Raw genomic sequence first — 14,740 nt, 5'->3', positions numbered from 1 at the left:
GGTGGTCTTCATTATCCGCATTTCCCCTTTTTATCAGGTAAGTTTAAACGTATCGTTACATGTTAAAAACATTTATAAATAGGCCGGTCCTAGCCACGGTTGTATCCTTAATTTTAGTTATTCTTGGCTTGGTAGGTATGATGATACTCCCCGTGAGTAGGTTTCCCGAAATCGCTCCCCCTAGTGTGGTAGTATCATTAAGCTACCCCGGGGCAAACTCCGAAACAGTTGCCGAAAGTGTGTTACTACCCGTGGAAGAAGCCATTAATGGGGTCGAAGATATGACCTATATAAGGTCAACCGCTACAAATTCAGGCTCCGGCAGTATACAGGTGTTTTTCAAGACCGGCACCAATCCAGATATTGCTTCGGTTAACGTACAAACCCGTATTTCTCGAGCCATATCTACTATCCCTTCCGAGGTAAATGAAAATGGTATCATTGTGCAACCAAGACAGAGTGGTGCTATTATGACGATCAACCTTTACTCGGACCATAAGGATTCCATTTACGACGAAACGTTTTTACAAGCATATGCCCAAATCAACATGATTCGGCCGCTCTTGCGGGTAGACGGCGTTGCACAGGTAGCAAGGGTCGGTGCGCGGGACTACTCGATGCGGGTATGGTTAAACCCCGAAAAATTAGCACTATACAATCTAGTTCCACAGGATATTACGAAAGCATTAAGTGACCAGAACTTTGAAATGGCACCCGGTAAATTTGGGGAAGCTACAGACGAAGTCTTCGAGACGGTAATCCGCCACAAGGGGCGCTTTTCCCAACCCGAAGAATTTGAGAATATGGTCATCAAAACGAATGTTGACGGTTCCGTTTTATACTTAAAAGATATTGCTCGTATAGAATTTGGCGCCACAAACTTGAATAGTGATAATAAAGTTAACGGGTACCCCGGGTTGACGCTTAATATTACACAAACTAGTGGTTCCAATGCACATGCGATAGACCAAGAAGTTCGAAAAGTATTGGCGGAAATTTCAACGGCATTTCCAAAAGGTATGCACTACGAAATATCCTACAGTGTAAGGGACCAGATTGACGAATCTATAAATCAAGTAAAGCATACTCTTTTTGAAGCTTTTATTTTGGTATTTATTATTGTCTTCATCTTCCTACAAGACTTTCGTTCTACCTTAATTCCGGCTATCGCCATACCCGTATCGCTTATCGGAACTTTTTTCTTTCTAAATTTATTTGGTTTCTCGCTGAATGTGCTGACGATGTTCGCGCTTGTGTTAGCTATCGGTATTGTAGTGGATGACGCTATCGTCGTCGTGGAGGCAATCCATCAAAAAATGCATGAGACGGGTTTGAAAGCAAAAGAAGCTACGATACAGACCATGTCGGAGATCACAACGGCTATTCTTTCAATTACGATGGTGATGGCTGCTGTATTTCTTCCCGTAGGCTTTATGACGGGCCCTGCCGGTATCTTCTATCAGCAGTTTGCATATACCTTAGCCACGGCAATATTAATATCAGCAGTAAACGCGTTAACGCTCTCTCCTGCGCTGTGTGCTTTATTACTCAAACCGGTACACCCACAACAGATTGAAGAGGAAAAAAAACTCAACACCTTCCAAAAATATAAAACACGATTCTTCAGGGCGTTTAATAATTCCTTCGACAGATTCACCGATCGTTATATTGTAGGTGTAAAATACTTGCTTAATCACCAGAAGATTGCTTTCCTAGGTTTAGCTATTATCACACTAATCGGCGCAGTATTTTTAATGAATACTCCGAAGAGTTTTATTCCTACTGAGGATGATAGCTTCGTCACCTATTCATTAGCCATGCCTCCTGGTGCATCCCTAGCTAGAACGACTGCTGTTTTACGCAAAGCAGATAGTATTTTAAAGAAGCGAGAAGATATTGCAGGTATGACGACTGTTTCCGGTTTCAACGCCTTAGATGGCGGCGTCAGTCCGGCGTTCGCGGCGGGTTATATTAACCTCAAGCCTCATAAACAACGTTCTCACATCAAATCTATTCAAGCATTTATGGATACAGTTCGAGCCGACCTCTCGCGAATAGACGAGGCCACATTTACAGTGTTTCCTCGCCCTACTGTGCAGGGTTTCGGTGAGTTTGCAGGGTTGGAGCTGGTATTACAAGATCGTTTGGGCGGTGATATCCGTGATTTTGACCTTGTCGCTGACACTTTCATTCGCCAGATTAATAGCCTCCCTGAAGTCGGCAATGCATACACTACGTTTAAATCTAATTTTCCGCAGTTTGAAGCGGATATTGACGTGGTCAAAGCCAAAAGCTTAGGTGTTGACATTCGCGAGATGATGAGTACCATTCGCTTGTACTTCGCGCGTGTGAAAGGCGGAGACTTCAATCGCTTCGGCAGAACCTACCGAGTGTATTTACAAGCCGATTTCGATTACCGATCAGATCCCGAGTCCCTTAACTCCATTTTTGTCCGCAATAAAGAAGGAAAAATGGTTCCCGTAGGAACATTGATGACCTTAAATAAGGTGATCGGACCGGAATCAGTTTCTAGATATAATTTATATAATTCAATTACCGTGAACGCCACACCGGCCTCCGGATACAGTACGGGCGATGCGATGACGGCCATTGAACAGCTAGCTACCACTGAACTTCCTGCCAACTATGGTTATGAGTGGACCGGAATGGCCTATGAAGAAAGCAAGGCTGGTACACAGACGATCCTAATTTTTGGGCTCTCTTTTATCTTTATTTATTTTTTATTGGCCGCACAATATGAAAGCTATATCCTTCCATGGGCCGTTTTACTATCGGTTCCCGTGGGCCTAATTGGGGTATTCTCGACCATCTGGATAGTAGGGTTACAAAACAACATTTATGTGCAGGTAGGGCTCATTATGCTCATTGGGTTATTAGCCAAAAACGCGATTCTTATTGTAGAGTTTGCGGTGCAACAGCGCAACAAAGGGATGAGTATTTATGATGCAGCCATTATGGGCGCTAAATTGCGTCTCCGCCCTATTCTCATGACCTCTCTTGCATTCGTTGCAGGGTTAGTACCCCTTATGTGGAGTGTTGGCCCCTCTGCTATTGGTAATCATTCTATTAGCTTTAGCGCCGCTGGAGGTATGCTCTCGGGAGTAATACTCGGTATATTTATCATCCCTGTTTTATTTATGGTCTTTAAGACTTTAGATGAAAAAGTAAGAGAGAAGCTTAAATCATCAGACGAATAACGCATGAACATTATGAAAGTGAAATATCTCCTATATATTACGACAATATTGATCAGCTTATCGGGGTGTAAAGTCGGTAAGCGATATGTTCAACCAAAATTAAATCTCCCTGAAAGTTTTCGAGGAGATACATTGACCTATCAGCCGGACACCATCACATTCCCCCAGGTTTCCTGGCGTGATTTTTTTAATGATCCGCAGCTCATAAAACTGATTGACACAGCACTTGTGAATAATTATGATATGCGAACGGCGCTAAAGAATATTGAAATCGCTAATCGTAACTTAAGACAGAACAAGCTAGAATACCTTCCGTCTATAGATGGTAATATCGCTACGGTGAATAAACAATACCGCTCGAGGGATTTTTACAGCAACCCTTCTTCCAATTGGTATAGTAAAAATGGTAAGGAGGCGCCTGAGAACTTGTATGCTCATCAATCACAATTTTCGGCCGGATTGGAGTTTAGTTGGGAACTCGATATATGGGGCAGAATTGCGCATCAGCAAGATGCGTTAAAATCAGATTTTCTCGACTCTTTTGAAGCTAAAAATGCCATCCAAACTAAATTAGTGGCAGATGTTGCCAAAGGCTATTTCAATCTTATTATGCTTGACGCACAGATTGAAGTTGCTAAACGAAATTTACGACTGAATGATAGCACATTACGTATGATCCAATTGCAGTATGACGCCGGAGAGATCACGGCATTGGCCATCCAGCAAACGGAATCACAGCGATTAGTTGCTGCGTCCCTTATCCCAGAGTTGGAGAAAGAGATCGCTCTGCAAGAAAACGCGCTCAATATTTTAATTGGCGAAATGCCGAATGTCATTACCAGAGGTTTTCAAATCGACAGTCTAATGAACATTAAAAAGAGCATCACTTTGGGATCGCCGGTAGCAATTGTCAGAAATCGGCCAGATATCAAACGCGCGGAATATGCGCTTATTGCAGCGAACGCCGAAATGAACATCCGACAAATAATGCGCTATCCGCAACTTTCTCTTAGTGGCGTCCTAGGTACTAACGCGATGCTGCCAAAAAATTGGTACAATATCCCTGGAGCTTTACTCGGAGGATTTGTGGGTGGAATAACGACTCCGGTCTTCAGAAACGGACGTTTAAAGAATGCTTGGGAAGTTTCAAAAATCGAACGAGAAAAAACAGAACTGCAGTTACAACAAACGGTTATGGAAGCTGTACACGAGGTGTCAAACGCTGTCATTACGGTAGAAAAGCAGAAAGAGCAAATCGCCTTAGCTAGGAAACGGGTGGAAAACTCCGAATTAGCGGTTAAAAATGCTTCACTACTATTTATGAGTGACTATGCAACTTATCTCGAGGTGATCACTGCCCAAAGCAATGCGTTATCCAGTGAACTTGCGTTGGTCGACCTGCGCCAGAAACAATTAGAAGCGTATGTAGATTTATATAGAGCACTTGGCGGTGGATGGCAGGAAACGGATTAATAGCTTTTCTAATGGTTTTTTTAAACGCAATCAATTGCGCCATCTATATGTAATAACGGACTTAGGTAAGGAATATCTAAGTTCGCTCCCCTCAAGATAAACCAGATACCCATCATTAAATAAAGAAAGGGCAATATCCGGTTGAATCCGCGTTTAAAAATGGATTTGGACAAGTTCCCCGCCAAAGAAACCACAAAAAGTAAAGGCAGCGTTCCTAAACCAAAAAGAACCATAAAAAGAAAGCTACCCGAAAGCGAATCTGCATTCATCGCGGAGGCCAATGCCATATACACCATTCCACAGGGTAAGATACCGTTTAAAATCCCCGCTACGAGAGATCCACCCGGTCGATAGAGCCATCGCCCCATGTATTTAGCAAACGGTTGTACGGCTTTTGTTTGAAAGCGAGTTAGCGCATTTGTATTTTTTCCAAGCAAATAAAACAAGCCCATCACGACCAATATAACACCCACCATCATACTCAATCCTTGCTGCCATCCTTGTACACTGGCTACACTTCCTATTATTCCCAAAAAAAGCCCCATTATCCCGTAAGTAAAAACACGCCCCATCTGATAAAATATGCGGTTAAATACGACCTTCCACGATAATTCCATTTGGCCATTTATAGCGATCAATAATGGACCACACATAACTGCACAATGTATGCTCCCAAACAGCCCCATAAAAAATGCTAAATAGTGGTACGTCATAATTAAAAATACAAATTATGATCAGATCTATAGGGAGTCCCATCGTGCTGCCAAGATATTTCTAGCTGCCAACTACCCTTAGTAAAACTACTTACCGGTAATGTATAGTGCCGCCCTTGCGTTACAAAGGGTAAGGTCTTATCCAATTTACTATCCGAAGCCCGCTTCAAAGTAAGATCGCCCCGATTATCCAATGTACTAAATATAATATGTAGGGTATCATTTTTGACACTTACCGTCGGACGTGCATTATCGTCAATTAGGTTTTGTTTACGTTGATAAACCTCATTATAAGCAAGGCTTTTTTCATAATAATCCTCATGTTCCAACGTATCGGTGTCTTGTGTTACCATATATATCCCCGCGCTGAGGATAAATAGCATAAAAGCTCCTAATCCTATTATAATCTTTAGTCCCCAGTTCATCTCTATCCTTATTTTTTATTTGGAGGGGCAATAAAGGTCGTCTTTAAAGTCTCCATTATTTTCCCGTCAGAAACAATATTCACCTTTACATCTTGCTTGTATTCGCTAATATTACTCTTATCCATAATCAGGAAAAAACTTAATGTCGCATTCCCTTCTTTTTTCAAACCCTGAATATGATTCACCATTTGGACATCTATTTCGTTATCGACACTTTGAATCTCAAAAGAGATATCCTTTCCCGACTTATTCAATAACTCCAACGTATATAAATTGCTTACCGTTCCATCTTCCCTAAATTGATAAGAGCTTCCTTTAGCACGCAACAGACGTCCATCTATTTCCGCGCGATTAAACAACAAGGCACCAAATATAAAAGTCAGCACAACCAATATAGCCGAGTATGCGATGGCCCGTGTATTATTTTTCTTTCCTGCTTTTCTCTCTTCAGACAGATCGTCCATGGAATAAAAGCCAATAAGACGTTTTGGTCTCCCGATTTTATCCATGACCGTATCGCATGCATCAATACAAGCGGTACAATTCACGCATTCTAGTTGGGTACCCTCACGAATATCAATACCAGTGGGACATACATGTACACACAACCGACAATCAATGCAGTCCCCTTGGGTCGTATCATCGTTTTTTAGCTTTCCTCTGGGTTCTCCACGATTTATGTCATAAGCTACGGTTAAACTTTTTTCATCCAACAGCACCCCTTGAAGTCTACCATAAGGACATAAGGTAGTACAGACTATTTCCCGCACATGAGCGAATACCGCATAGAAGGCAAGTGTAAATAAAATAATTGATGCGAATCCAATAATATGTTGATCTACCGGATCTGTCATTATTTTAAATAAGGCGTCAACCCCGATAATATATGCTAAAAAGATGTTTGATATGAAAAAAGATATAATTAAGAAGATAGCGTGCTTCAATACTTTCTTCCAAGCTCTTGCATCGGAATCCGGGCCTTCGTTTAATCTCCTCTGCTGGATCCAATCTCCCTCAATAAAGTATTCTATCCTGCGGAATACCAATTCCATAAATATAGTCTGTGGACAAGTCCAACCACACCAAACTCGGCCATAGACTGCTGTAAAAAGTACGATGCCAACCATCATGATCAACATACCGAAAACGAAAATATGCAAATCTTGCGGATAGAAAACCGAACCGAAAATGGAAAATTTCCGTTCAATAATATTGAACATCACAAAAGGATTACCATTTATTTTAATAAACGGGGCTATAAATAGGAACAGTAATAGCGAATATCCAACCCACTGCCTGTAATTAAACAACTTACCTCCGGGCTTTTTCGCATAAATCCATTGACGTTTTTCTTTCTTTGGATTTGTACCGACATCCTTTCCCCCTACTACCGTTCCCATGATCGCTCCTTTATAAATTTACAATATTAATTACTTTTATTCTTCACTCTCTACTCCCTCTTCTACACCTGCCCCCAACTCATTTATCTTCGCCGTCACTTTTTCTCCCTGAGGGTCTTTTGGATTCGGCGGGTTTGTGCCGACTAATGTCATGATATAATTACTCACTTCAGCGATCTGGCCAGGTGTCAGCGTTTGTTCCCAAGGAACCATCCCCTTATCTGGCACACCATACTTGACCACCGCAAAGACATCTTTTATATCTCCTCCGTGTAACCAGTACTCGTCTGCTAAGTTGGGACCAATTCCGCCTTCACCAGCATTCCCGTGACAAACAGCACAATTCGCCATATAAATTCCTTGTCCCGCAGCTGCCAAAGCCCCCGTAGCATCTAACTCTATCGTACTTTCGTCAATTAAATTGGCGGCCTGCGCCAAAAACTCCTGCTTCGCCTTTTCTGCTAAAGCCATTTCCCGTTGATACTCTTGATCTTGATTAGGCCCCCAACCAAATACATGATACACCAGCAGGTAAACTACTCCGAAAGCAATTGTAGAGTAAAAGAGTGCATTAAACCAAGCGGGAACCGGATTATCTAATTCTTTGATACCATCGTATTCATGCTCGATTTCCAGATCCTTTTCTTCTTCTAGCGGACGCAAACTCAACAATTTTGCACCAATCGCTTGCCAATTTATCTTTTTAGCTTTTTTAGACTGGGATTCAGTCGCCAATTCTGGCATTATCAACTTCACAATTGCTTTCATGGCCTTGTTTACAACCAGAGCTGACGCCAAAAGGGCAATCATAACGATGATAAGCGCAACAATAAGAATATCGTTGTATATATTTCCAGATCCGAAGACCCATTCAGACGCTTGTGCAGGAGCATCGGCTACTAATAATAATGTATTCATAAATCTCTATTTCTGCAATGATTGGTCATTCTCCTTTTCCGACTCCCCATCATGAAAAGGAATATCTTTCATGTGATCGATATGATCTTTCTTCATCCAAAATAGCATAAATCCTACGAGAATAAAGAACACAAGAAAGACCCATAGTGATGCGATCAAATAAATCTCATCTCCGTTTAAATTTGTTATCTGCTTAAACATACATCCTCCTTTAATTATCTGATATGACTACTGAGCCAGCTGTTTCCGCCGCTTCCGCCTTAATATCTCTTCCTAAACGTTGCAAATAAGCAATCATCGCGATGATTTCGCTATCAGAACGAACTTCAACTTGATTTGCCGCCAAATCTGCCGTTATTTCATCGGCTTGCTTCTGCAAATCTTCAAATGCATTTCGGATCTCATCTTCGGAATAAGGAACACCTAAAACACGCATAGCATTCATTTTCTTGTCTAAAAGACTATTATCGATGGTTTGTTCAATCAACCAAGGATAAGCAGGCATAATACTGCCCGGCGACGTGATAGTTGGATCCAACAAATGGTCAAAATGCCATTTATTCGGATACTTACCGCCGAGGCGATGTAAGTCAGGGCCGGTACGTTTAGACCCCCACAAAAACGGCATATCATACACAAACTCTCCCGCCTTACTATATTCTCCATAACGGGCCGTCTCTGAACGGAATGGTCGTACTGTTTGTGTATGACAGTTCACACACCCCTCACGAATATATAAATCACGTCCTTGGAGTTCAAGCGCTGTATAAGGTTGCACAGATGCAATTTTAGGTATATTACTGCTAATCGTAAATGTAGGAATCATTTCTACAATGCCACCAATAAGAATCGCGACCAAAGCTAATACCATGAATAAAACAGGCTTACGCTCTAAACGACGGTGTGCGGCCGGTTCTCTAACAACCACCGGATCTAAGGCTGGAGCTTCCGCAGCCTCATTCGCAACCAGCTTTCCGGCCTTCATCGTTTTAATTAAGTTATACGTCATCACGATAACACCCGTTAGGTATAACGCTCCACCAGCTGCCCGCATCATGTGCATAGGAAGAATCTCCAATGTTGTCGCCAAGAAATTCGGATATTTCAATACACCTTCTGGTGTAAACTCTTTCCACATCAAACCTTGGACAACGGCAGCCCAATACATTGGAATCGCATAAAATAAAATCCCTAATGTGCCAATCCAAAAGTGTGCATTCGCCAGTTTTTTTGAATACAGTGGCGTTTTATAAATTTTAGGAATAATATAATACAAGACAGCAAAGGTCAAGAAACCATTCCATCCCAACGCACCGACGTGAACGTGTGCAACGATCCAATCTGTAAAATGCGCAATGGCATTTACCTGTTTCAGTGATAGTAAAGGTCCCTCAAAAGTAGCCATACCATATGCCGTTAACGCTACCACCATAAATTTCAATGTCGGTTCCGTGCGTACTTTATCCCAGGCTCCTCGCAAGGTCAACAATCCATTGATCATTCCCCCCCAACTTGGAGCTATCAACATAATAGAGAATACAACGCCTAGCGATTGGACCCAAGACGGTAGCGAAGTATAAAGTAGATGGTGAGGTCCTGCCCAGATATAAATAAATATTAACGACCAAAAGTGAAGAATACTCAATTTATAAGAGTACACCGGGCGGTTAGCCATTTTAGGCAAAAAATAATACATCATACCCAAATAAGGGGTAGTCAAGAAAAAGGCGACCGCATTATGTCCATACCACCACTGCACCAATGCATCCTGCACTCCGGCATATACATAGTAACTTTTCCAGAAACTCACCGGCAACTGAATGGAATTTACAATATGCAGGACCGCGACAGTTACAAAAGTTGCTATATAAAACCAGACGGCCACATACATATGCCTTTCCCGACGTCTCAAGATAGTACCAAACATATTGATTCCGAAAACCACCCAAACCAAGGTAATAGCCACATCGATTGGCCATTCCATCTCAGCATATTCGTGCGAAGAGGTATAACCTAACAACAACGTCACGGCCGACGCAACAATAACAAGCTGCCAGCCCCAAAAATGGATGTTGCTCAACAAATCGCTGAACATCCTAGCCTTTAATACGCGCTGCATGGAGTAATAAACACCCATGAAAATTGCATTCCCTACGAAAGCGAAGATGACCGCATTAGTATGTACGGGGCGCACCCTACCAAAAGTAGTGTACTGGTTTAGAAAGTTCATCTCGGGCCAAATCAATTGGGTAGCCACGAGTAGGCCGATGGACATCCCCACCAAGCCCCAAATGACCGTCGCGATACCGAAGTTCCGGACAATCTTGTTGTCATAATTAAATTGCTCTACCTGCATACTCTAATAGTTGATTTTGCTGTAAAGATAGGGTTTTTTTTTATGACACTCTAATGATATATCTTTTATAAAAAAGTGACTTTTATCACTTAAATATTCACGATGCAGTTCCGTAGGTTATAAAACAAAAAAGGCCCCCCTAAAGAAAGCCTTTTCTACTGCGTAAGCGAATTTATAATAAATTTCGCTCGTTCATATGTTGATATTTATCTTCTGTTTGAGCATAACGTTTATAGCCGTGTTTATGCGGGTTCTCTATAACCTGTTTCATCGAGACAAGTTTATATACATACGATCCTGTTTCCCTATTTAATTTAAGATTATAGTAATTATCTATCCCTTGGCGGCGTATAGCACTTTTTAAACTCCCCCCACCCACATTATAGGCTGCTGCTACCAATGTCCAATTGTCGAACTGCTTATGCAAACTTTTTAAATATCTCGCTGCTGCGTGGGTGGACTTGATTAAATCCTTACGCTCATCCACCTCGCCGTTTACTTTCAGTCCATACAACCTCGCGGTTGCTGGCATAAACTGCCAATAACCACCAGCTCCTTTATGAGAAGTAATCTGAGGGTTCATATCACTTTCCACCAATGGAACGTATTTAAAATCTTCGGGTATCCCATAAGACTTCAATATCGATGCTATCTTGGGTAAATGCTTTGCTGCCTTCTTATGCAGATCGTATGATTGTTGTTTACGGAAGGAAAAATTTGCAAGATATCTTTCAAACTTTTGCCCGACTAAAGGTTCATGTAGTGGAACCTGTTCATTAGCAAACATTACGGAGCGATAATACGCTTCCTTTTGTTTTTCTGGCGATAAGGCTATCGCTTCTTTTTGTTTCTCCACCTGCTCCAATAAAGCCTTTTTTATAGGATCCTTTTTGGACGGTGAGTTAGGTGTGGAGTAGAGTTTTGACAAAATCATTACCGACAAAACCATACTGCAACACAGTACTCTTTTTTTTATCATTCAATCCCTTACTGCTACCCTTCCACGAAATCAGGAACAAGTCCTAAATCGATCAGAAATAGCTTGATTTAATTTTAGCCTGCAAAACTACAAAGAAATCTGCGGTATTGCAAATACCCCTAACTTCACCACTCATCCGATTCCGATAAAATTAGGCTCCTAGGAAGTGCAAAGGGGTTTATAGAAGCATTTATATTTTTTCGTCTAACCAAATAAAAACGTTACCTTTGTATCTTAATTCTATAAATATGCCATTCAATAACAAGAGGAACAGTCGCGACGACAACTCCAAAAAAAGCAGAAGCAACTCCGAAAACTTCCGCTCACAAAATGGTCGATCACAACGGTCGTCTTCATCAAATGATTTTCGAAAACCCAGATTTGAAGACGAAGATAACAAGAAGACACATCCGTTTAGTAAATTCGAGAAAAAAAACAAATTTGACAAATTGGTGAAGAAGGGTACTGAGCGTTCTTTTCAGAAAGACGATAAGGAACCACGTAATTTCAATAAATTTGACAAGTCTGAGAACCGACCATTTAATCGGTTTAACGACTCAAAAAAAGATAAATATAAAAATAAAGAGTCCTTTAAACCATCATATCCAAGAAAAAAATCGGCTGTTACCCAACCTAAAGATGACGGCTTAATCCGTTTAAATCGTTATATATCGAATGCTGGCGTATGCTCTCGCCGTAAAGCAGACGAACTGATCGAGTCGGGCGTAGTTACAGTGAATGGCGAAGTTGTAACAGCGCTGGGAACCAAAGTCGATCCGGCAACAGACGAAATACGGTACAATGGAGAACGGTTGAAACGTGAAAAAATGGTCTATGTACTTTTAAATAAGCCCAAAGACTTTATAACAACTACCGATGATCCACAAGAACGTAAAACGGTTATGCATCTGGTGGCAAAAGCCACACAAGAACGAATCTATCCGGTAGGACGTTTGGATAGAAATACGACTGGTTTGCTATTACTTACAAACGACGGTTCTCTGGCTGAGAAACTATCCCATCCACGAAACAACATCAGTAAAATATACCACGTAGAATTAGATAAAAACTTAACACAAGGCGACTTCAATAAAATCCAGTTCGGCATAGAGCTCGAAGATGGGTTTATCAAGCCGGACGATATTAGTTACGTACAAGGGGGCAGCAAAAACGAAATCGGAATCCAAATCCACTCGGGGAAAAACCGGGTCGTCAGACGTATTTTCGAATCTTTAGGCTATGAAGTCTTTAAATTAGACCGCGTTGTATATGCCAACTTAACAAAAAAAGACTTGCCACGTGGAAGATGGAGATACCTCGAAGAGAGAGAACTTGTCCAGTTAAAGCATTTTATTAAATAAGTACATACCTATAGAGGATTTTTTTGTTTTTAAATTTTGAGTTTAAAGATATGACAGACCCAAAGACCTTAACTGCAGTAGCGGAATTTCACAAAACTTTCCAACACCCGATTTTGGACGAACCTACTATTCCTTCTGAAATACGTTGCAATCTTCGAATCGCGTTAATTGCTGAGGAATTAAAGGAATTGCAGGAAGCTATTGAGAATAAAGATATTGTCGAAATTGCTGATGCGTTATGCGATATTCAATATGTACTTTCAGGTGCCATATTAGAATTTGGATTAAAAGATAAATTCAATGCACTCTTTGAAGAAGTACAGCGATCCAACATGAGTAAAGCCTGTAAAACAGAAGAAGAAGCAAAAGAAACCCAAGCACATTACCTGTTAAAGGGCGTCCCTTCCTATTACAAAGAAGTTGACGGACTGTTTTTGGTATTCAGAAAGGAAGACAACAAAACGCTAAAATCTATAAACTATTCCCCCGCTGATCTAAAAGGAATTTTAAACAAATAAAGAAAATGTAGCGGTTAAATAATAACCGCTACATTTTTTTATATTGACTTCCTTGTATTACCCCTCTACTTTCTAGCCCCTTATCAATCTGCGTTTGGATCTTTGATTTAGGAAACCCCCAATTAGGAGCAATCAACAATTCTCTATCCGCAATACCAAAGATTCGCTGTAAAATAATATCCGGACGCAGAAGCGGAATAAACTTCGCTAAAAAGTCGGTATACTCTTCGATAGAAAATAACTTAAATGGTTCTCGCTTGTATTTTGTCCCCATAATGGATCCTTCTACGATGTGAAGGTGATGTAGCTTCACAAACTTAATCTGAGGGTGTCTATTGATCTCGTCTGCGTAGCGAAGCATCATTTCTTCGGTTTCCCAAGGAAAACCGAAGATCGTATGTACACATAACGCTAAGTTCGTGTTCCCTAACATATTCATTGTGCGCAGAAATTCATCATGAGAACAGCCTCGGTTAATACGCTCTAATGTGTCATTATAAATCGACTCCATACCCATTTCTAAATCGACGTCAAAACGATCCGTATAAGACTCTAATAGCGCGATCTTATCCATGTCCAGACAATCCGGACGTGTTCCTACAGATAGACCTAACGTATTTTCCGGATCGATACTTAATGCTTCGTCGTACAACATCTTTAATAGATGTGTAGGAGCATAGGTATTCGTGTTAGGTTGAAAATAAATAATAAACTTTTCTGCCCCATAGGAGTTTCGTGCTCGAGCTATACCGTTTTCTACTTGCTCTCTAATAGAAGGTATTTTACGTGCAGTATCGGGTGTAAACGAGTCTACATTACAATACGTACAACCACCATAGCCCTTCGTACCATCTCGGTTCGGACAAGTAAAATTCCCATCGACAATAACTTTAAATACCTTTTGCCCGGCATACTTTTCTTTCAAGTATGCTCCATAATGATTGTACGGTTTGATACCGCTATCTAGTAAACTACCCATTTCTCTGCAAAGGTAATGATTAGTATCGAGTAGATGAAAGGGTTCGCAGACAAAAAAAAGCCCCTGCAGCTAACTGCAGGGGCTTGTATAAAATTTGGCGCCGACCTACTCTCCCACCTGTTACGGCAGTACCATCGGCTCTGGCGGGCTTGACTGCTCTGTTCGGAATGGGAAGAGGTAGACACCGCCGATATAGGCACCTGAATATCGTGACCGGATTTATATTATATATACAACCTACCTATTGGCAGCATACATCCGGCTTAAATGACATATAAAGGTATAGAAAAGAAATACATAAAAGAGGACAGCGGATCTTCCGGCGCGGAAAGCTTCGGGCTATTAGTACCACTCGGCTATGGTATCTCTACCTGTACACCTGTGGCCTATCAACGTAGTA

General features: G+C 41.2%; 12 protein-coding genes and 1 rRNA gene. 4 read left to right on the top strand and 9 right to left on the bottom strand.

Translation table 11 applies throughout. The features are described from left to right. Positions 1-59 precede the first annotated feature (59 nt). Both LKO28_RS12070 and LKO28_RS12065 read left to right on the top strand, forming a co-directional pair. Complete coding sequence (locus tag LKO28_RS12070) at positions 60-3,218, top strand: efflux RND transporter permease subunit (RefSeq protein WP_227695146.1); 3,159 nt, start codon at positions 60-62, stop codon at positions 3,216-3,218. 3 nt (positions 3,219-3,221) lie between these two features. Beyond that, entirely contained in the window at positions 3,222-4,691 is a 1,470-nt protein-coding gene (locus LKO28_RS12065; protein ID WP_227695144.1) for an efflux transporter outer membrane subunit, read from the top strand. A 20-nt stretch (positions 4,692-4,711) separates the two neighbouring features. Here the strand turns inward: LKO28_RS12065 and LKO28_RS12060 are convergent, their stop codons facing one another. From LKO28_RS12060 to LKO28_RS12030, 7 genes are all read right to left on the bottom strand, one after another. Then, complete coding sequence (locus LKO28_RS12060; protein ID WP_227695308.1) at positions 4,712-5,377, bottom strand: sulfite exporter TauE/SafE family protein; 666 nt, start codon at positions 5,375-5,377, stop codon at positions 4,712-4,714. A 29-nt stretch (positions 5,378-5,406) separates the two neighbouring features. Continuing rightward, positions 5,407-5,829, bottom strand: coding sequence for a FixH family protein (locus tag LKO28_RS12055; RefSeq protein WP_227695143.1), 423 nt, complete (start codon positions 5,827-5,829; stop codon positions 5,407-5,409). An 8-nt stretch (positions 5,830-5,837) separates the two neighbouring features. After that, positions 5,838-7,229 (bottom strand): cytochrome c oxidase accessory protein CcoG, encoded by a 1,392-nt coding sequence (gene ccoG / locus LKO28_RS12050; RefSeq protein ID WP_227695142.1) that lies wholly within the window; start codon positions 7,227-7,229, stop codon positions 5,838-5,840. 36 nt (positions 7,230-7,265) lie between these two features. After that, complete coding sequence (locus LKO28_RS12045) at positions 7,266-8,147, bottom strand: cbb3-type cytochrome c oxidase N-terminal domain-containing protein (protein WP_227695141.1); 882 nt, start codon at positions 8,145-8,147, stop codon at positions 7,266-7,268. A gap of 6 nt (positions 8,148-8,153) precedes the next feature. Further along, positions 8,154-8,348, bottom strand: a complete 195-nt coding sequence (locus LKO28_RS12040) for a hypothetical protein (RefSeq protein WP_227695140.1) — start codon at positions 8,346-8,348, stop codon at positions 8,154-8,156. A 10-nt stretch (positions 8,349-8,358) separates the two neighbouring features. Then, positions 8,359-10,503: a cytochrome-c oxidase, cbb3-type subunit I gene (ccoN, locus tag LKO28_RS12035; protein WP_227695139.1), complete on the bottom strand. Its 2,145-nt coding sequence runs from the start codon at positions 10,501-10,503 to the stop codon at positions 8,359-8,361. 172 nt (positions 10,504-10,675) lie between these two features. Beyond that, entirely contained in the window at positions 10,676-11,437 is a 762-nt protein-coding gene (locus LKO28_RS12030) for a lytic transglycosylase domain-containing protein (protein ID WP_227695138.1), read from the bottom strand. Positions 11,438-11,730: 293 nt separating this feature from the next. Between LKO28_RS12030 and LKO28_RS12025 the strand changes: the two genes are divergently transcribed. Together LKO28_RS12025 and LKO28_RS12020 are read left to right on the top strand one after the other, a co-directional pair. Beyond that, the gene (locus LKO28_RS12025) at positions 11,731-12,843 is read left to right on the top strand and encodes a pseudouridine synthase (RefSeq protein WP_227695136.1); all 1,113 of its coding nucleotides are present in this window, start codon (positions 11,731-11,733) and stop codon (positions 12,841-12,843) included. 50 nt (positions 12,844-12,893) lie between these two features. Next, positions 12,894-13,361 carry a nucleoside triphosphate pyrophosphohydrolase family protein gene (locus LKO28_RS12020; protein WP_227695134.1) on the top strand — a complete coding sequence of 156 codons (468 nt, stop codon included), beginning with the start codon at positions 12,894-12,896 and terminating at the stop codon, positions 13,359-13,361. 28 nt (positions 13,362-13,389) lie between these two features. Here the strand turns inward: LKO28_RS12020 and LKO28_RS12015 are convergent, their stop codons facing one another. Further along, positions 13,390-14,340, bottom strand: coding sequence for a TIGR01212 family radical SAM protein (locus LKO28_RS12015; protein WP_227695132.1), 951 nt, complete (start codon positions 14,338-14,340; stop codon positions 13,390-13,392). A 92-nt stretch (positions 14,341-14,432) separates the two neighbouring features. Next, positions 14,433-14,544 (bottom strand): 5S ribosomal RNA (gene rrf / locus LKO28_RS12010). Positions 14,545-14,740 lie beyond the last annotated feature (196 nt).

Source organism: Sphingobacterium sp. FBM7-1 (genome assembly GCF_020687765.1).
Lineage (GTDB): Bacteria > Bacteroidota > Bacteroidia > Sphingobacteriales > Sphingobacteriaceae > Sphingobacterium.
This window is presented reverse-complemented; position numbering and strand designations above follow the sequence as displayed.